The organism is Chryseotalea sp. WA131a, from assembly GCA_025370075.1.
In the GTDB taxonomy this organism is placed as follows: domain Bacteria; phylum Bacteroidota; class Bacteroidia; order Cytophagales; family Cyclobacteriaceae; genus ELB16-189.
This window is the reverse complement of the sequence record CP073016.1, coordinates 771,520-792,814: the sequence shown is the minus strand read 5'-3', so window position 1 is coordinate 792,814 and position 21,295 is coordinate 771,520. Positions and strand designations below refer to the sequence as shown.

General features: G+C 42.3%; 11 protein-coding genes. 3 read left to right on the top strand and 8 right to left on the bottom strand.

Annotated features, from left to right (window positions below; all coding sequences use genetic code 11):
- Positions 1–58: 58 nt before the first annotated feature.
- Complete coding sequence (locus KA713_03660; protein UXE67712.1) at positions 59–1,420, top strand: sigma-54-dependent Fis family transcriptional regulator; 1,362 nt, start codon at positions 59–61, stop codon at positions 1,418–1,420.
- Positions 1,420–3,363 carry a response regulator gene (locus KA713_03655; GenBank protein ID UXE67711.1) on the top strand — a complete coding sequence of 648 codons (1,944 nt, stop codon included), beginning with the start codon at positions 1,420–1,422 and terminating at the stop codon, positions 3,361–3,363. The genes KA713_03660 and KA713_03655 overlap by 1 nt, the downstream gene beginning before the upstream one ends.
- Here KA713_03655 and KA713_03650 read toward each other — a convergent pair.
- The 8 genes from KA713_03650 to KA713_03615 form a co-directional block, all read right to left on the bottom strand.
- A complete protein-coding gene (locus KA713_03650) occupies positions 3,350–8,677 on the bottom strand; it encodes a T9SS type A sorting domain-containing protein (GenBank protein UXE67710.1) in 5,328 nt (1,775 codons plus the stop codon). The two genes, KA713_03655 and KA713_03650, sit on opposite strands and share 14 nt — an antisense overlap.
- 64 nt (positions 8,678–8,741) lie before the next feature.
- Positions 8,742–9,998, bottom strand: coding sequence for a hypothetical protein (locus KA713_03645; GenBank protein UXE67709.1), 1,257 nt, complete (start codon positions 9,996–9,998; stop codon positions 8,742–8,744).
- A complete protein-coding gene (locus KA713_03640) occupies positions 9,995–11,137 on the bottom strand; it encodes a PorT family protein (protein UXE67708.1) in 1,143 nt (380 codons plus the stop codon). The genes KA713_03645 and KA713_03640 overlap by 4 nt, the downstream gene beginning before the upstream one ends.
- Entirely contained in the window at positions 11,130–14,282 is a 3,153-nt protein-coding gene (locus KA713_03635; protein ID UXE67707.1) for a High-affnity carbon uptake protein Hat/HatR, read from the bottom strand. Before KA713_03635 ends, KA713_03640 begins: the two co-directional genes overlap by 8 nt.
- A gap of 145 nt (positions 14,283–14,427) precedes the next feature.
- Positions 14,428–17,592: a cyclic nucleotide-binding domain-containing protein gene (locus KA713_03630; GenBank protein UXE67706.1), complete on the bottom strand. Its 3,165-nt coding sequence runs from the start codon at positions 17,590–17,592 to the stop codon at positions 14,428–14,430.
- Between the two features lie 60 nt (positions 17,593–17,652).
- Positions 17,653–18,276: an OmpH family outer membrane protein gene (locus KA713_03625; protein ID UXE67705.1), complete on the bottom strand. Its 624-nt coding sequence runs from the start codon at positions 18,274–18,276 to the stop codon at positions 17,653–17,655.
- 187 nt (positions 18,277–18,463) lie between these two features.
- On the bottom strand, positions 18,464–19,015 hold the full coding sequence (locus tag KA713_03620) for a hypothetical protein (GenBank protein ID UXE67704.1): 552 nt from the start codon (positions 19,013–19,015) through the stop codon (positions 18,464–18,466).
- 130 nt (positions 19,016–19,145) lie between these two features.
- Entirely contained in the window at positions 19,146–19,655 is a 510-nt protein-coding gene (locus KA713_03615; protein ID UXE67703.1) for a gamma carbonic anhydrase family protein, read from the bottom strand.
- A 97-nt stretch (positions 19,656–19,752) separates the two neighbouring features.
- Here KA713_03615 and miaB point away from each other — a divergent pair, with 97 nt between their 5' ends.
- Complete coding sequence (gene miaB / locus KA713_03610; protein ID UXE67702.1) at positions 19,753–21,216, top strand: tRNA (N6-isopentenyl adenosine(37)-C2)-methylthiotransferase MiaB; 1,464 nt, start codon at positions 19,753–19,755, stop codon at positions 21,214–21,216.
- Positions 21,217–21,295: the final 79 nt, after the last annotated feature.

Sequence of the window (21,295 nt, the reverse complement as noted above, 5' to 3'; positions counted from 1 at the left end):
GGAAATTAAAACTGGATTTTAAAATTTTTTCCGTTTCTTTCCTTCGTCAAACAAACATATGTACGAAAAAGACCCGATTAGCATTTTTGTAGTTGAAGACGACCCCGCCTATACCAAATTTATGCGGTATGTGCTCTCACTAAACCCCGATTTTGAAGTTGACTTTTTCACCAGTGGCAAAGAATGCCTCAACCAACTGCACAAAAAACCAAGTGTTATTACACTGGATTATTCATTGCCCGATATGTCGGGAGAAAAAGTATTGAAGGCTATTCGGGAATTTGATCCAAACATCAACGTTATCATTGTATCGGCACAAGAGAAAATAGGGACGGCTGTTGAACTCTTGAAATTGGGAGCTTTTGATTACATCACCAAAGATGAAGAAGCCAAAGACCGGATACTAAACTCGATACGCAATGCCGGCAACAAGACTTTCTTGATTCGGGAAATCGATCGACTCAAGCAAGAAATTGAAGTTAAGTACGAATTTGAAAAAAGCATTATCGGCAATAGCAGCGCCATCAAAAAGATATTTGACTTGCTAGAGAAAGCAGCGAAAACACAGATCACCGTGAGCATTACCGGGGAAACGGGAACGGGAAAAGAACTGGCAGCAAAGGCCATTCATTACAACTCGAAGCGGAAGAACAAACCATTTGTTACGGTTAACGTAGCCGCCATTCCACGCGATCTAATCGAGAGTGAGTTGTTTGGGCACGAGAAGGGTGCTTTTACAGGTGCTATTCAAAGGCGGATAGGTAAATTTGAAGAAGCCGAAGGGGGTACTATTTTTTTGGATGAGATTGGTGAGATGGACATTAATCTACAAGCAAAACTGCTGCGTGTATTGCAAGAAAAAGAACTTACTCGTGTGGGCGGCAACCAAGTGATTAAACTAGATGTGCGCGTGCTGGTGGCCACTCACCGCAATTTGCAAGATGAGGTAAAGAACAAAACCTTTCGCGAAGATTTGTACTACCGCCTGCTAGGGTTGCCCATCTTGGTTCCCCCTCTGCGCGAACGAGGTCAAGATATTCTTTTGTTGGCCAAACATTTCTTAAATCAATTCGCGAAAGAGAACCACATGGCCAAAATAAAAATCAGCAACGAGGCACAAGAGAAGTTGCTGAAGTATCCGTATCCTGGCAATGTTCGTGAATTGAAATCAGTAATTGATTTAGCCGCTGTTATGTCAGATGGTGTAGAGTTACAAGCCAAGGATATCGCCTTCAATAATATGGTAAGCGAAAACATGTTTTTGCTGAAAGAGATGACCTTACAAGAATACAATTATCACATCATCCGGAATTATTTAACAAAGTATAATGATAATGTAATGGAAGTTGCCATGCGGCTGGACATTGGCAAATCATCTATCTATCGTTACTTAAAAGAAATGGAACAAGCCGGTATCTAATGAGTTCACTAGCATCCTACGTTATGAAAGGTGGCTTCTTCCGCGCAGTAGTGGAAGATGGTTCTGATCTAATTTTTATAGTTGATTACAATGGGAAAATATTGTACCACAATAACTCCGTTAAAGGTACGCTTGGGTACAAAGCAAAGAGCCTGATCAATAAAAATTTCTTTGACTATGTGTTGCCCGGCACACGTGTAGCCCTGGTTCAAAAATTTAATAGTATTAAACGTAAGCATTTCCAAGAGGGAATTGAATTTCAATTTTTATGTAAAAATGGATCTTACAAACACTTAGAATTCAATTCCATTAATTTGAAGATCCGTGAAAAGATTAATGGTTTTATACTGGACTGCCGCGATATTACACAACGAAAAAAAGATGCAGAGGAATTGCAACGTGCCCAAAGGGCCAAAGAGCAATTTCTCGCCAACATCAGCCATGAAATTCGCACACCCATCAATGGGATTGCCGGCATGGCAGCATTACTCACACAAAACCCTAGTGATCTCGAGGGCTCTTTGTACCTCAGCGCCATCCAAAGTGCTTCTGAAAACCTTAAAGTTATCATCAATGATATTCTAGACCTTGCTTCGATTGAATCAGGAAAATTAAAGTTTGAAAAAATTGCATTTAACTTAAGTGACATGTTTAAATCACTTAAGAGCACTTTTGACCACCAAGCGCGCGAAAAACGAATAACCCTTGAATTTGACTTAGATCCAAATGCCAATCAATTTATTATTGGTGACCCCGTGCGGTTAAATCAGATTCTCATCAACCTAATCAGCAATGCGTTAAAGTTTACGCCACGCGGAGGCATTCGCATAAAATGTAATGTGAGTAAACTAGATAAAAGGACTATTCACTTACAGTTTGAAGTACATGATACCGGCATTGGAATTCCAGAAGACAAACTCATCACTATTTTTGAAAGTTTTAGCCAAGCAGATACAAGTGTTACCCGGAAATATGGCGGCACAGGTTTGGGGCTCACGATTGTAAAACAATTAGTGGAATTGCAGGGAGGGCAAGTTTCAGTGAAAAGTGTGGTCGATGAAGGTTCTTCCTTTTCGTTCAATCTACCGTACGAAATCAGTGCCCTCAAATCATCCAATTTACATTCGTACACCCTTAAAAGTAAAGCCGAAAGAACGCTACGCGGCATGCGGGTACTGTTGGTAGAAGACAATGAAATCAATCGCTTATACGCCACCACTATTTTAAAAAATTGGGGCTGTATTACCGTGGTGGCCGAAAATGGATTCGTAGCTGTTGAAAAGGTTACGAACGAATTTTTCAACGCAGTATTGATGGATGTACAAATGCCTGTAATGGATGGATTTGAAGCCACTAAATCCATACGGTCTCTCGTAGATGCGGATAAAAAAAATATTCCTATCATAGCCCTTACTGCCAATGCCACGCGCAAAGATTGTGAAAAATGCCTGGCAGAAGGAATGGATGACTGCATTACCAAACCATTTACCCCAGACGATCTCTTCAAAGTGCTAAACAGGTACCGGCCGGTGGCCGTACCCGTTTCCTCTCCACCCATCTCCGTTGATAAAAAGGATCGAAAAAGCGAAAAATCTAAAATTGACTTCAGCTATCTTAAAACTGTGTCCAATAACGATCAAGAGTTTATAAATGAAATTGTGAATACATTCACTGGCACCATTCCCGAGCATTTACGCCAAATAAAGATATTCCTTGAAAATAATAACTGGAAAGAGGTAGCCGATGTGGTGCACAAAATAAAATCGTCACTGTCCTTATTGGGTTTACAGGATATAAAAAATCAAGCCATTGAAATTGAAAACTCCTCTAAGCTAGACACAGTGGCGCCCGCTTTTGTTGACAAAGTGAATGCCTTTATAAAGGCACTCACCTTTGAAATGAATCACTTGAAAGAGCTTCAGCAGAAAGTTACTGTCGGTTGATAATCACTAATTTTCGGTAAACAGGAGTTTTGCCCTCAGCACTAATCCAAACAAAATAAATCCCGTTGGCCAGTTGCGAAACATCGATCGACTTGGTTCCTTCCACCGTGCTTTCAAAATCACCCTTCTCAACAAAAACACCTCGCTGGTCTGCAATTTTCCAATTTCCTGTTGGTAGAAATTCTTGGGGTACGCTGAGATACAATTTACCGTTAGCGACTGGATTAGGATACATCTTGAGTGGATGGGGTTCAAGTGAAGTGTCATCCAATCCCGTAATAGGGTCCATTTTTTTACCAACTTTTTTTGGTGCAGTTATAATTACGCTTCGATAGTTCTCTCCAGTTAGATTATCTAGTACAAAACCCACTAGCATTAGGTTGTTACCATTCGATATGTACGTATCGATGTCAACAGTTTGCTCAACGGTGCGCGTGATCCCTGCATTATTGAAATAGTTGCTGCTGATATTTACACCGTCTCGCTTGGTTGGGTCACTCCCAAACAATAATTTTCGAAGTACATTTTGATAAGTACGCGAGCCGTATTTTTCCTCTTTTACGTTGTTTTCAATTAATGCCACTTGCGCCACCAACGAAGCATTTACAATCGTATCCGAAGTAATGGTAAGTCTGGGAGTGATGGTTGTAGAATTACCTGTTGCCACGGTGTCTAATTGGAGGGTAAATTTAGGCGGCAGCAGCGCCCTTCGGTCAATTACTTTGTAATTAAAATTTGTAGCAATATTATTTGTAATGTTACCAAAAGAGCGTCCGCCCATAAAAGTAGAGGGAGGTCTCGTGACTCCATACACGGCTGCACGTTGGCTAGGGTCTGTAGCGTTATCTAAATGGAAGGGGTCATCATCAGTATTTCCGTTTCTTATATAATAACGTATCGAGTTGAAATCCGCATTTCCAACACCCCGCAATAATTCTTGTCTTTTAAATAAGGCATCTAGGTAAGCATCTGCTTTTTGACTTGCAACGTCTTTTGAATTGGTGAAATGTTCCACCAACACTTGACGTTTTTTTTCACCGATGTACATATTGTTAAAAGCGAATCCTTCGTAAACAAGATTACCCTCATTATCATTCTGATTGATACTTCCAGTAGCCATCGCTATTCTAAAGCGTACTGTATCTCTCTTTTCTTTAGGAATCATATCTAAATTATAAGCGGCTCTTCTCCAGCCTTTAGTTCTGCCAGTCCAACCCAAAGACAGAAACGGAACTTGTATTTTTTGCTGCCCAGGGTTCGCCAGAATTGTTTTTCCATTGAACCAATTGATACCGGCATCCTCCAAGGAATCTATTTTAACAATTTCCCACGTAGTGCCGTTATCGATAGAATATTGTGCCACTGCACCGTCTGAGTTAAGTTCAAAATCTGACCAGTAGTTAAGGGAAATCATTGGTCGTTTCAAGCTATTTATATCCAAACACTGATCGATGTTAATTGCGGCTGACTGGTTGTTTTGGTACGAATTCTCTAAAGTATTTTTTTTGTTACCACCCGTCCACCAAGATAACTCATTGGTTTTAATTTGTTTCCCATTAATGGAGGAAGCTAATCGCCAATCGTTCAGCGTATCCGCTAAAGCTTGGGAAAACCATCCAAAATCTTTTTTGGTGGCACTCCATTCCACAGATTCACCCACCTTTGTAACTCCCAATATTCGTACCGTTTTTGTTACTATATCTTGGCAGCTGGAACCTATGGAGGCTGTAAGCACTACCGGGTATTCCTGAACATTTAGGAATTGGTGCTGCGGATTTTTATAGGTTCCTCTCGTAAAACCACTGTGTGTAATTAATGGCAAATCATCGTTTATATTTACACCAATGGGGTTGCTGATTATACTATCGCCAAACTGCCAGGTGTAAGACAATACAGAGCCTTGAGCTACCTCTGTTTTATCAATAAACTTAGTAAAGTTTCCGTTGCAAATTCCCACCCAATCAAAGTTGGCCTTTAAGGCAATAGAAGCGACAACCGGAATGCGTGCGCTTTCACATCCACTGGCAGTGTGCGTTACATAATAAGTAGTTGAACTGTTCAAGACAGGTGTGACATAAGCATCAAATGTTACATTCGCATTAGTTTGTACGGGAGTGCCGCCCGTCAAAGTTGTAAACCAATTGAAGGTTCCTGAAACTGCTGCAGTAGCTGAAAGCGTAACAGTACCAGATCCACAACGCGGCTGCAGAGCTCCAATGGTTGGTGGAAGACCTGAAACAATGGAGGCGGTTACGGGTGTTCGTGGTGTGCTTTCACCACAAATACCGTTGTCGAACGTAATATAGTAGAGAGCTGATGAATTCAAAGAAGGTGTTACAAAAGTAGTGGACGTTTGGGGAGATAAACTTTGCTGCACGGGAATACCACCCGTGGAAACTGTAAACCATCTGAAAATGCCTGAAGTAGAACTTGTGGCAGAAAGTGTTACTGAACCTGCTCCACAGCGTTGGCCTGGCACTACCGAAGAAGCAACCGAAAGCGGATTGATGGTAGCTACAACGGGTACGCGGCTACTAACACAGTTGGTTACAGATCCAGTGAAACTTACATAGTAAGTGGTGGTAGCAGAGGTGGATAGTGTCGTGGAGTGAGAGACAGCATTCGAACCACTAACGGAAAATGGAATACCGCCATCAGGTGATGTGAACCACCTGAAAGTGCCCTGTGCACTACCCGAGTTGGCTGTTAACGTAACCGGCCCTGGGCCACAACGAGCGAGTGGGGCAATAACGGTTGGTGTTATCGGAGAGGCTAGGTTCACTGAAAAACTGACAAGGGTACGTGGACTACTTTCGCAACCATTTAGATCAGTTCTTGTAACATAATAATCCGTAGTTGATGCCGGTGAGGGCGAGGGTGTAAAACTATTGGTTAATACACCTTCAGCGCTAGTTTGCAATAAGGTACCACCTGTTAATGCAGAATACCACTTAAATGTGATAGGTATGGTACTACTAGCGCTTAGTGCTGAAATACTACCTGCACAATTCGATCCAGAAATAACAGAGGGTGGATTTGGTAAGGTATTAATGGTAGCTACAACGGGCGTGCGCGGACTGCTTTCGCAAGCACCGTTGTTAAAGGTAACAAAAAAGGTAGTAGTAGCTGATAATGAAGGAGTCGTGTAGTTATTCCCTCCATCATGAGGTGTGATAGGTGAACCTCCTGTTAAAGTAGAATACCATCTAAAAGTACCAGATTCTGAACTACTAGCTGACAGTGTAACAATGCCTGGACCACAACGTGCGCCCGGCACGGGGGTGGGTGGTGGTGGGGGTGAACTGATGGTGGCTTTTACCGGAGTGGGGGGGGTGCTTACGCAGCCATTGGGTTTGGTAAAAGTAACATAAAAATCAGTCGTTACACTCAGTGATGGTGTGGCATAGTCATTCGTTGCAACGGATGAAGCACTGGTTTGCAATAATGTGCCGGACTCATCGTACCAACGAAATGTGCCAGGCCCAGCAGAACCACTGTTGGCATTGAGAATGACTGATAGATTTATACAATTTGCCTGAGGAGTAACAACGGGTGTAGCAGGGACGTTTGCATCAATCGAAAACGGAACTGATTTACGTGGGTTACTTTCACATCCGTTGGCATCGGTTATTGTTACAAAATAATCTGTAGTTGATGCGGGGAGCGTGGAGGGAGTAAAGCTGTTGTTTGATATACCTTCAGGGCTGGTTTGCAATAATGTACCACCTGTTAATGCAGAATACCACTTAAATGTGCCAGCCACATCGCTAAAGGCCCTAAGTGCTGCTGTACTTCCTCCACAACTCGACCCCTGCACAACGGAGGGCACCGCGGGCCGGGCGTTTACTGTGGCCAATACCGCTGTGCGCGTGGTGCTTTCAGCACAGGTACTGTTAGCAAATGAAACATGATAAGTAGTTGTTGTGGATATGCTCGGTGTATAATTATCACTAGTAATACCAGGTGAACTAATACGCAGTAAAGTGCCACCTGACGGAGCATCGTACCACCTAAATGTACCACTGATGCCGTTCAAACTATTTGCTGTTAATGTTACTGGGCCTGGTGCTGAGCCCGTTGCGCAGCGTGAGCCAGGTACTACATCAGGGGGTATAGAAACGGGATTTAAAGTGGCTGTAACGGCTGCACGGTTACTGACACATCCACTTCTGGCAACACTTACATAGTAAACGGTAGTTGCAGTTATTGATGGAGTACTGAAATTATCGTTAGAAACAACAGTTGTGCTAGTTCGAAGGGATATTGCACTGCTTGGAGAGGAATACCACCGAAAAATTCCGCTGCCGCTAGGGCTACTTGCGTTGACTGTTACGCTACCGGGCCCACAGCGCGAGCCACCAACCGAAGAGGGTGCAACAGGGGCACTAGTGGTACTTACTGTAAAAGTAACAGACACACGGGTGCTTTCACAACCTGTTATAGCATCGGCTACAGCCACAAGGTAGGTGGTGGTAACAGTTGGAAGAGGAGAAGGTATAATGGTGGATTCAGTGGTTGGAGTGGGGTCATTATTCACCAAGAATGAACCACCTGCGGTGTACCAATTGAATACACTAACTGCTGTACTACTAGCGTAAAGTGGGAAAACACTTGCACTACCACCACCACATTGGGAGCCTGGTATTGGAACTGGTGGGGGCGGAATAATGTTTACGGTAGCTACAATAGGAATTCGTGAGCTTTCCGTACATTTCCCTGTGAATGTAACATAAAAGGTGGTTGTGGAGAGAATAGTACCTGTTGGATAAATACTTGACACCTGGTCAGGTGAACTTTGAAGGAGAAGCGTGCCGCCAGTAGGTTCGCTATACCACCTAAACCTTCCTGGGATCGGGTTGCTCCCATCAGTTGGGCTGTTAGCAGTAAGGGTGAATGAACCTGGACCACATAGTGCGGCATTAAAAACCAATGGTGGGTCAGATAAATTAGGCAATACACTAGCGACTACTGGTGTGCGGGGGCTTTCGCAGCTTCCATCACTAAATGAAACGTAAAAGGTAGTAGTAACAATAATAACCTCAGTTGAATAATTGTCCGCAGTTACATTAGCAGCGCTGGTTCGTAATAGTGTACCATCTGTTGGAGAATCGTACCAACGGAATGTACCTGGGTTGGGGCTACTGGCAGAAATAGTAGCTGAACCTGGTCCACAACTAACTCCAGAGGCCCCATTAGGAGGGTCGCACTCCGCCATTCCATCAACCTGCATTAAAATTACGAAGGCAAGAGGAAGCATCAAAACTTTGTAAAAAGGCGAACACTGTTTTGATTGATTCCGTTGAATAGTTGCCATAGAAACTAAAATTTTCAGCACATTTTATTTAAAAAAAACATTAAAAGTAACCGAAAGGTGTCATTTAGGGTGCTAATCTACCGCTTGAGTTCAATTTCATAAATACCATTTTCAATTGGCTATTGTTGCCTACTCCGCCCAACGCCATGGTTCCAATGGTTACCACCCGCCCATCTGGCAGTTCGGCAACTGAACCCGATTGACTTAAGAGTGATTCTCCAAATAAGTGTTCAAAATTGCGAGTTCCATCAACATTCGTACGTGCAACCACAATATCACCGTTGCTAGTGCTTGCTTTTTGGGCAGCTACCCAATAGCCGCTTTGGCCAATGGCCAAGCGGGGTTGGCTGTATTGGTCGCCTTCACTCAACTTGAGATCGGTGGGGGTAAAGGGAGAGATTGGCAGAAGGGGAAACCGCAACAGAACCGTTACAATAGAACCCTGCCGGGTGCCCGCAAGAACAACCGAGGTTTGATCTTTGGAGAGGGTCACTGAAGTTAATACTTCGTCCTGATCAGATTTACCGATCAGCGTGCTGTTGATAGGCGCATTGGCCTTATTGCTTAAGGAATAATACCAAAAGTCGGATTTGCCCAACTGATTACTGCTGCCAAACACATAAAACGTATTATTGTCGTATTGAACTACCTTGGTAGCATTTTCAACTCCTTGAAACCCAAAGCTGGGATACGTGGGGCGGGTTTTCCATTCTAATTCGCTCAATCGCTTCAATTTGTTCAAGTTTTTTTCAATCTTAAAACGCATGTGCATGGCATCGGTATCTTGTGCATTGCCCGATATGCCGCTGATAGAGCCGGCCACAATTAACTCACTGCTATCGGATGCTGTTGTAACTTCTGTAACAGAGCTTACATTTTCAAACGATGTTATTGTTCCTTGCCTTACACTATCTACAAAACCTCCGTCTTGATTTAGCTTTAGCAAATAGACATCGGATTGTGTGGTTACATTTTTTGGTTTCGAATTGCCTGCTATAATCAATTCCCCATTTTTTAGCAATTCAATGTCTTTGGCTTCTTCGTTACGGGCATTGCTTCCGTAGGTATTTTGCCAAAGTACTTCTCCTTTTTGGTTAATCTTTACAACGTATATTTGCAGATCGGAAGTTGCAGATTCCTGAGAATTGCCCACCAGCACAAACGTTCCATCGTCATTCATTACAAAATCAACACCTGTTTGATTTCCATCATTACCGTAGAATTTCAAAAAATAGTCGGTTCGATTCCGTTGCAATTCCTCGGGCGTATCGCAACCGCAAAAAATTCTCAGTACTACGATCAATACAAAAATCTTTCTCATTTAGTAGGTGTTTTTTTCTTCCACCATTGCACTTTTTGGATAAAACTCTTGGGATTTGTTGTTTTCAGTCTTCGTGGATTGTAATGCGGCAGGATATAGCCAAAGCGTACTGATAAATTGTCCATGCGGAATAACTGGTTTACGTAGCCGTAGGTTGTAATAGCATCTGACAAAGAACCATCTTTGTTATAAAAATTATTATCAATTTTTACGAGATTGTTGAGTCCCACTAGGTAACGAAAATCCACATAAAAAAAGCTTTTCGACCATTTGAATTTGACTCCCGAACCTATCACAAGTGAATTGGTGAATGCATTTCGTCCGTGAGTAAAGTCAACGTCCACGCCTTGCACAAGTCGCTTAGTATTGTCGGCTGCGCCATCTGTGGAAGAAAGGGTTGCCGTAGATGACACCAACCCATTGAGTGCATACCCTGCATAGAAAAAAGGGCGCAGGCGACCAGTGTCCAGTTGGTATTTCAAATAAACCGGCAAGTCAATCCAAATACTCCGCTCGTCCCGCACAATTGCATCGTAGGTAAAAATACCCTTATCTTCAGCAGAATGCACTTTTTGGGAAAAATTGATTTCCGTGCAAATGGATAAGTTTTTATTAATATTAAAATCCATGCCTGCGGCCAAAACCGGAATTCCAATTGGCAACGTGGAGGTATTGGTTGGCTTGCTCGAATAGGTGGAAACATCTGCCAGTGTAGTTACAAATGACGTATTGATACCTAAACTAGCATGCCAATTGAACTTTGGTTGTGATGTAAATTTTTTACTTAAATAATATAATTCTACGGGGTCGCGAGCGATAGAAGCCACAAATTCTGGATTCATTTTGAGTAGCATAATGTAACTGTTCTCTGCCTCCATGTGTTTATCCAGTACCAGATAGGCTTGTGTTAATAAGTAGTAGGCCCTGAATTTTTGTTCTTTGCTGAATCCATTGTTTAAACAATTTTTTAGCAATCCTGGTAAATTGTAGAAACGCCCTTCCGTAAATTCCAATTGCGCCTCATTCAGTGTTTCCTCACAGTTTTTTTGAGCTTGAGCTCGATGAATGGATAGAAAATAGACTAAAAAAACCAGCGTAAAAAAACAATACTTGGGTTGCATGCTTAACATTTTAATCATTAGACTTTGCACAAGTCTCCTCGTATTTGACTTCCTTTTCATCACCAATATACGTCCGCCATTCTTCTTTTGTAATGTTGCGGCTTAACAGTGGGCACAGTTGGTCGGCTAACATTTTTATGTTGGTTGGCCATACACGAATTTCTCCATTATTGCACGAACCGAGTAGGTAATCGGATCCGTTCGCAAAATCAATGCGCCAAACATTTCCGTTGTTGTTGTCCATCACAATGGGCAAATCTTCTTCATGGTCTACCACCCACATCTGCAGTTTTTTATCCAAGCCTGCACTGGCCAGTAGTTTACCATCAGGGCTAAATTTCAAGTCGGCCACACCCGCTTTATGGCCTGATAGTTCTTTGGTTTTATTGGTTTCAATGTCAATCATTTTCACGATGCCGCGGACAACCTTCCGCTGGCTAATTACCTCCATTCCATAAGCCAGTAGATTGGTTCTAATGGGGTTGAAAGCTACGGAAAGTATCCGATTGGGCGTTTCATTGGCAATTTCGCGGTACGAATAGTCTTTCATGTTTATCAAAATCAATTTTCCTTCTACCGAGGCTGCCGCAATCCATCGACTATCCGAACTAATATCAATCGACTTTAAACTAAATGGTAAGGAAAGCATTTCATAACTTTTGCTTTCATTTTGTTTCATAAACCGCAAAGTACCACCAGAGGAAACCGATACAAACCCTGAATTATCCGGCATGAATTTAATGTCAGTGATGGATCCTTGATGGCCTTTTACTTGAAGAGGTTTTTCATTGCTTTGCAAATTTATTACTTCGACAATACTTGAATCGTTGCCAACAGCCAGATACTTTTCATCTTTGCTTAAAGCGAGCACTTGATTGGTATAACCTGTATTTTTATAGGGGGTGGGTTTTGAATTCATCCGTAAAAAGTCACCGATTATCACTCTTCCATCATTCCCACTTGTATAAAATGTTTCAGATTTTTTTGAGACCGCCAAAGCAAATAATTTATTGTTGGCAGTAGGTACTTTGAGCGCATTGTAATTGGTTCCTCTCAGCTTAGTGAGTGCATAATATAACCCTCTAAAAACATACGGATCGTACTGGTTGCCTCGGTATTTTTGGTGGTAATTGTAACCTTGCATAGCAATGAGTCCTGCCAGTTGTTGGTTATCGATATTTTCAGATTTAGCCTCGAGCGAGCGGGCAAGTGCTAGGTAAAATAAGATATTGGCCTTTTCTAAGTTCCGGTTGGCTTCATCTGATTTTATCTTTAAGCTGTCGCTTTTAATGTTGGCTATTTCTGTTTGCTTTTTAGCATTTTGTTCTTGCCGTTTCGCATTTTCTGCTTCACGGGCAGCTTCGTTTCTTGCTCGGTTGGTCTGCTCCAACGCACTGCTAAGCTTAGTAACGCTATTTCTAAGTTGTACATCTTTCTTTCGTAGCTCTTTGGTTTGTTTTAACAGTTCTTGCGAGGCACTCTCTGCCTTTTTCTGTGCCCGTTTAGCTTTTTCTGCTTCAGTTTTAGCTTTGTCGGCTTGCTTTACTGCTTCTATGCTTTGAGTTAAACCATAGAAAAACAAGCCAATGGAAATCACTAATGCTATCGCTAAAACAATGTTGGTAACTCGGGCCCTGCGCAGCATTCTGCGCTGCAGCATCTCTTGATTTTTGAGCTCGGCCTCAAATGTAATGCGGCTGGTATCCAAGAACACAATGGCTCGCTCAAATGCAATGTCATAGCGCTCGGCCCACGCACGGGTTGGATTTTGTTTCTTTTGCCAGTTGAGTGCCAATTGCAAATCGGGCGGGCGCCACAAGCCGGTTTTTCCGATTTGATACATGGCAGCCGCATCCGATACACGTTTGTACATACGTGCCGATTCAAATTCTTCATCCACCCAGCCCGCCAATCGGGTCCAAATACGAATCAAACTTTCGTGCGAAAGTTCAATCAACGAATCAGCATTGAGCGCAACAGAATAGGCAGGCATCAAGAATGAACGGCCTACTTGCCTAAACTTCTCCACCACATTGATTACCTGTGAATCGGATACACCGGCCAACCCTGCAACCAGTGAAACTTTGGCTTGCCTTCTTACGCCTAGGTTTTCTTGGTTCTTTTCGGTAATGGATTTGAATAAAATCTCGGCTATTTCCCGGTCTTGGGCATTCAGTTCATCAAAGGCTTCATCGGCATGAAGCGACAAGGCTTGAGATAATTGACCAATAGCATTGTAATGCCGAATATCCATCGGCTCATCTGGCTCGCGATTGGCCGCCCAATAGTCCCATGTTCGCATCAAGGCATGCTGCAACAAGGGCAGTTGATCTTGGTTGTCACCAATATCGCTCAATAATCTTTTAACCAATCGCTGCGAAATACGCCCGCCACCTACTGCCACGGGGCCTTCAATCACTTTCCGTTTCTGCTCGCGGGTTAATTGCGGAACCAAATACGTGCTGGTATTTATAAATTCAGTTAGACCGGGGAACACAGAGCAGTTGCCCATGTAATCTGCCCGCATGTTAATAGCCACGTACGATGGTACAGACCGCTGGTTAGCAACGTTGAGAACGAGGTTCACAAACTCCAGTGCCTCGTTGTCATCCTCGGTATTCTCCGTGTGCCTATATCGGAATAATTCTTCAAACTGGTCAAACAAAAAGAAAACATTCTCGCGCAAGTGCGTTTGTATGTACCGTGTAACCTCTACCAATCCATTGCTGCTGTTTCGCAAAACCGAATTGATTACTGCTTTTTGGATTCTAATATCTCCTTCCACTACCCTGCCCTCTTCAAGCAGCAACTTGACAATTGAATCGGCTAAATTTCGGATGGGGGCACTGCCCGGGCGGGTGACAACCACTTTCCAATGTGGACTGGTTTCGGTCATGAAGCCACCGTAGAGCATTGGGATAAGCCCGCTATACGTCAAACTGGACTTACCGCTGCCTGAATAACCCAATATAGCAACTGATCTGTTCTGAGAAATCTTTAATAAAATTTCTTCAATGTGAGTCTCGCGGCCAAAGAAGAGATGGTACTCGTCCATGGAAAAATGGCGTAGCCCCGGAAAGGGGTTTTGAGTCAACTTATCGCTTATGGGTAAAGCGGCTGATTCATCTTGCTGTTCATCAACTTGGACAGAATAGTTAACCATTCAATAATTTAGAGTTCTCCTACCTTGCAATTACGCCTATTTAATCCATTTAATTAGGGCAATTCAAAAATTTTATAGCACACAATTAGTTCAAAAAACAAATCAATACAACCAATAGCTACAAAATTGACTAGATAAGGTAAAATCATACGTATTCCAAAAATTTTTCGGCCAACTTTACATTATCGGCCATCAATTCATAAAATTGATCCTTGTTGATCTTCAGCAGAATGGTCTGTTCTTTGGTAACGATCAGGTTCGAATTGGCAAACCCTGCGGGCGATATCATTTCGCCAATAAATTGACCTGATGTAAAGTCTACGAGATATTGATCTTTTTCGTAATATTTTACCGATCCGGAATACACAATGTAAAAGTCATTGTTGATTTTTTCATCGATTGACAAAAATTCGTTTGCGTGAAGTCGCTGCTCCTTAGAAATATCAGCCAAAAATGAAAGTGCCACCCCAGAAACCTCATGGAATAAAGGTAGTTTTTGGAAAAACACTACCGTCTCAAACAATCGCAATCTCAATTGCTTGCCCGGAATGATGCATCCATCCAACCATTTCCTACCAGCCTCTTCCAATCGCATCGTATTCTTATAATATTCTCCTGGGTCGATTTCATACAAGGCCCACCCTGCCATTTCGCATATTAATCGATCTGGGTTAAACAAATGTGCCACCAAATCAAGCTTGAAGTCAGCAATTCTTTGTTTGCCAATTTCTTCGATCGCACACACTTTTGTCCATCGGTTGTTTTGAGTAAAATCACGGTTGACCAAAAACTTCAGAGCCAACTTACTATCCAGCCGCATGCGCGGAAAATAAATCTCCAAGCGGTTAACTTTTTCATTGTTGCTCAAATCATCCAACACCGGAATGATTTTTACTTTCAACTGCTCTGACAAGAAAACATCCAACAACTCAATGGCATAGGTAACACCCTCCGATGTGCCACTCTCGATGTTCTCTTTCACCAACTGAATAGAACGTGTGTCATAAAGCATAGAAAGCAACATGTACACGTGCTCGATATCATGTTGATCTTCCTGCAACAAAGCATTATTCAATCGTTCAATCTGCTCATTATGACCGAGCACCTCCATCGTATTTAAGTTCCAGGCAATATCCGCTATGTCCGTTTCAATTGCATATTTGATGCGGGTGATTTGAGACACTCCTGCCTTAAAGCCACATTGCCCTAACGAAACGAGCACTTGAGAAACAACCACCTTATCAGGGTAATCGATTTTAGCCCATAGCAATTCTTTTGCCCGCTGCCCACCTATCCTACCAATTACTTGAATGATCCGTAGAACCGTTTGCGTGTTTTGACCTGTTCGATAAAATGCATTTTCTAAAGGAGACAAAGCCTTGCCTCCGATCAGCACAAGCGCATTCATGGTTTGGTTGCTGTAAACCGGATTCGGCAAATTATCGATTAAAGCAAAAATCACTTCCGTATTGTTGACTTTGATTGAGGTGGAGATAGCCGTTTTACGCACCTTGGTTTCCGGATCTGACAACAACTCAATTAAGTAAAGTACACTCTCTTCTGACGAGGAATGCAGAAGCAATTCGGCCGCATATTGCCGGTCATTAGGCTCTGTTGATCGGGCAAGGGATTTTATTCTGTGCTTAGTAATATCTCCTCCATTTGAAATCAAGGCTTTCAAATCAAAATCGGTTAGCATCTTTTTAGATTCCACCCCAATAACATCCTTATCTGCTGCTTTGATTACATATTTGTCTGAAACCGAAAGTCCTTTGATCTCGTTCATTCTGCGCTGAGCGAAATCTTTTGCATTCTCTTGATCATTTTTCATCAGCTCATTTACCCAGGTGGACACTTCGGCCGGCTCTATTTTTTCCAACAACTTAAACGAAAAAACAGCACGTGAGGTATCTGGGAATGAGAGCCGTTGCTCCAACTTGTTGGTAATTTGTTTGTACCCAACTTCTAATTTGTCTTGCACATAATCCGTTGTCTCCAACTTCGACCTGATCTTATTTCTATAACCTGCATGGAGTTTATTAACGACCACAAAGTAAGCCGCACAAAGTCCAACCAATAAAAACGAAATCCAAATAAGCTTAAAGAAAACAAACAACGAGAACAAGAATATAAACCCTCCTGCAATCAGTCTTCCAAACTCGCTGATTACACCTTCTACTTTGGCTTGCACACCAAAACGTATGCGACTATCGATAGGAACAAAAAGAAGTTTGTAAACAGGGTTTTCCAGCGAGTCGCGAATCATGGAATTGAAGAGACGTGTAAGGGCCACAAAAAGAAAAAAGTAAATAAATGTGTTAGGGTCACTGATCAGATCATATCCAAAAAAAGCACCACTGACAAATGAAGCAATGGCCAACACCCCCGTGAACACAGGCAAAATAAACAACGAGGTTTTGATGCCGTAGGTGGAAAGAATTCGGTCGTTCAGAAAAGTCTGCATGAACAAACTCAGCAAATAAATAACCCCATTGAAATAACCCAAGAAGTTGGTTAGGTCGCGTTGGTTTGGATATTGTTGATTGATGAGATTTTGAAAGACAAATTGATTGAAGTTGAGGGTAACCACTGAAACAATCAGAAACAAGCTCAACAAAACAACATATTGATCTTGAAAGATTTTAGCGAAGTAGGTTTCTCTTCGGATCTCTTGGGTAAGCTTTGCTGTTTCAAATTTACCATGGCTAAATCGAATGGTGACCAACAACATACAGATAATTGCGCCCACCAAACTGATGTCACAAACAATCAAATAGTCCGATGTATCGGGAAACAGTTTAGCGGACAAAGGAATTAAAAAGTTGGCGAGAATGATCGCCAACAGTTGGCCTGTATCGATCCAACCAATAATCCGTTTCGACTGTTTAAAGTCGAACAACCGACCAAAAATTCCCCAATAGCAAAGCAACAAAACGGCAATCATGGGGCCAGATAAGCAATACATCAGCGTAAGGATATTCTGATGTACTTCATCGGTACCGTAATGATAAAAGTAATGAAGAGCCGTGGTTGCCAAGAAAATCAAAAACAAACTGACCACTGCCAGCGGCACAAAGCGAACTCTATTCTGGAAAAAGGAGAAAACCAACGTTAAGGCAATGCCCAATGCGCCTGAAATAAAAAATGCTTTGTTCAAATCTTTGCCCAGCGAACTTAGGAAAAGTGACTCGGCTGTTACTTGATAAGTGGCCACAAAAATGCCCATGAAGAAACCCATGATGAGCATGAGTGCAACCTGTGCTTGCTCTTTGGGTTTTACATTCAGTAAACGGAGTGCGTTGTATTTCACGATCCTAAAATTAAAACTTCTTATCGAAAAGAAATTTCATGAATTTTGCGAGCGGAAACTTTACTTCTTTTTAGACGAAGTTGAGTCGCTCTTTACCGGGGTTGCCTTCTTGATTTTGTACGCTTCGTTAAGTCCTTTGATAACATCTTGCGAAATATCTAACGCAGGGCTTGTAAACAGCACATCTGATTCACGGTTGAACTTTAGCACAACCTCCAAAGCATTTTCTTCTCCGTATTTCTTCAAAAAAGAAGTGATGTTGCCATACAATTCTTCATTTACTTTAGCCTGATCGATGGCCAGCTCTTGTTCGAGTGAACGCTGATAAACGGCCAGGTTTTGTTGCTTCTTTCCCAAATCTTCTTCTATTGCTTTGGCTTGGCCAATAGTCATGTTGCTAACGTTACGCTGGTAAGCACCGATCTCACTTTCTAACGCTTTTGCACGGTTTTGAAGATCAGAATCCAGCTTTTTTCCTTTAGCTTCAAAGCGCTCTTTGATCTCTTTTGTATAATCGTAATACTTTAAGACAGTATCAGAATTGATGTAGGCAATTTTCAAACCAGTGGCAGTGGTAGTAGTGGCCGCTGTTGCTTTGGTTGTGCCAGCAGAGAAATGCAGGTAATACAAAATGACAACTGCCACTAACGATAAACCGCTTAATGCGATGGGTAGATTTTTCATTTCAAATAAGGATAATGTTTAAGGGTTGCAAATATAGCCAGAAAGGTGGCAGTCACAAATCAAAAAAATAGGCTTAGAGTGTACAGCAAAATACAATCACACGCAAAGGCGCAGAGACACAAAGGTTATATTGATTTCTTAAACATTGGGCTGGAAGGCGACAGATTCTTAGTATCCTTGCCTGGTATCATGCCGATTCCTCTTCTTGGTGGAACGAATACCACGTATCGTCTAGCGTGACTTTACCGTTATTAAATTGCGCTATAAATTCTTCAATTGTTTTGGTGCTGATAGACTCTCGGTGAAGACCTACATCCAAGCCAATGGCATTCTCTTCGCTCAAATCATAGTCGATATGCTCTTTCACTTTCACCACTTCCTCTTCTTGCAAATCAATAATGACTTCGGCCATGTATAAACCGATGGCTTCCTCTTCGCTATCCAATGCTTTCAAATTGCCGTTTTCGTCTTCTTCGTAATTTAGTTTTTTATAGTCAGGAAAATGCTTGGCGGCTTCGTGCTCGGCCATCTCATATAACTCGAGTTCGTGCTGAAGCCGAAGGGTGTAAATAATGGCATCGTAAATAACCTCAGCACCCTCGTATTGACCTACAAACTGCACGTGGCGATATTCATCCGAATTTTCATCCTCTTCCACCTCACAAAACAATGCACCCTTCAATTTCTTTTTAAAGGTATGAAGCAACTCCGAATCAAAAACTATATTCTTTGAATTCATATCGGAAGGTAGAAATTAGATTGGTGAAAAACTAAAAGCCAAAGTGATTTTTTGGTTAAATCGAATTTCAACGAAAATCATTTTTTTTAATTTATCGATTTCCATCCGTGCATCTATGGCAAAAAAGCAATTACTTAAACCACTCCGCATACATCGGGTAATTCCGTGCAGTTCGCTGAATCACTTCGCGCATCTCGTCCCCAATATCTTTTACTTTTTTTGCCGGCATGCCTGCATAGATGCTTCCTGGTTCTACAATCGTTTTGGGAAGTACCACCGCCCCCGCGGCAATAACGGAGTTTGACCCAATTACGGCATCGTCCATAATAATAGCGCCCATGCCAATCAGCACATTGTCTTCAACCGTACAACCGTGCACAATGGCATTGTGCGCGATGGAAACATTGCTTCCGATTACGGTTTTGGCTTTTTGGTAAGTGCAATGGATGATCGCCCCATCTTGTATATTGGTATTGTTGCCGATGGTGATAGAGTGAACATCGCCCCGCACTACGGCATTAAACCACACCGTGCAGTTATCGCCCATCACCACCTCGCCCACCACCACACAGTTATCTGCAAAAAAACAATTACTCCCCCACTTGGGTGTAAATCCACGAACCGTCTTTATAATAGCCATTGTTTACTCAAATAAAGTTTAGACTGATAAAATCTTACTGACAACTTGTCATAAAGTTTCGAATATGTGTTAAATTTGCTGTCCGAAAAAATGGAAAATGGAAAATTTGATTGAAGACATCAGGGTATTGACCGTTCAAGATACAAAATCATGTGAGACAGTAAAGGTTTCGGCCACCCAAAATACAGGTAAAGCCCGAAAACTATACATCGAAAGCTACGGTTGCCAAATGAATTTCTCCGACAGCGAAATTGTGGCTTCCATCCTTCAAAAAGATGGTTTCGATACCACTTCTCAGATTGAAGAAGCCGACCTCGTTTTCTTAAATACTTGCTCCATTCGCGAAAAGGCAGAACAAACCGTTCGAAATAGGCTAAATCATATCAACGGCTTTAAAAAGAAAAAGCCTTACATGATGGTGGGCGTTTTGGGCTGTATGGCCGAACGACTGAAAACGAAATTACTCGAGGAAGAAAAAATTGTGGATTTGGTAGCCGGGCCAGATGCGTACCGCGATCTTCCCAAACTGATTGCACAAGTGGACGAAGGAAGCAAGGCTGTGAATACATTTCTTTCACGTGAAGAAACATATGCAGATGTGAGCCCTGTTCGACTAAATTCAAATGGCATTACCGCGTTTATCTCCATCATGCGGGGCTGCGATAATATGTGCTCGTTTTGCGTGGTGCCTTTTACGCGCGGGCGCGAGCGCAGTCGCGATCCACATTCCATTATTGCGGAAGCAAAGGATCTGTTTGATAGAGGCTACAAAGAAGTAACGCTATTAGGTCAGAATGTTGACTCATACAAATGGAGCGAAGAAGAAAACAATAAGGCAAGGCTCGAGAAGAATGGCATCTCGCAGATTGTAAATTTTGCCAATCTTTTAGAGATGGTGGCCAACGTACACCCTGATTTACGTGTACGGTTTTCCACTTCTCATCCAAAAGATATTACCGATGAGGTGCTTTACACGATGGCGAAGTACGAGAACATTTGCAATTACATTCACTTGCCCGTGCAAAGTGGTAACAGCCGGATTTTGGAATTGATGAACCGCGGATACACCCGCGAGTGGTATTTGAAACGCGTAAAGAAAATTAGAGAAATCTTAGGCGAAGATTGTGGCCTTTCATCCGATATGATTACTGGTTTTTGCACAGAAACAGACGAAGAACATGCCGATACACTTTCACTGATGGACAGCGTGCAGTATGATTATTCGTATATGTTCTATTATTCTGAAAGACCCGGCACCCTAGCGGCAAAAAAATACGCTGATGATATTTCATTAGAGGTGAAAAAGAAAAGACTTGATGAAATCATCAAAAAGCAAAACGAACTATCGCTCAAGCGAAATCAGTTAGACATTGGCAAAGTGCACAAAGTATTGGTAGAAGGAACTTCGCGCAGATCGAACGAGCAGCTACAAGGAAGAAACACGGCCAATAAGGTGGTGATCTTCCCAAAAGAAAACAAAACCAAAGGCGAATACGTCAATGTGCTGGTGGAGAGTTGTACGGGTGGTACGTTGATGGGGCGATTGGTTGGTGGTAAGTAGTTAGTGGTAAGCGGTATTCAGTGGTCACTCTAGTAACTCCTATATCCTAACTTCTAAAATCTATATTCTTTTAACAAAA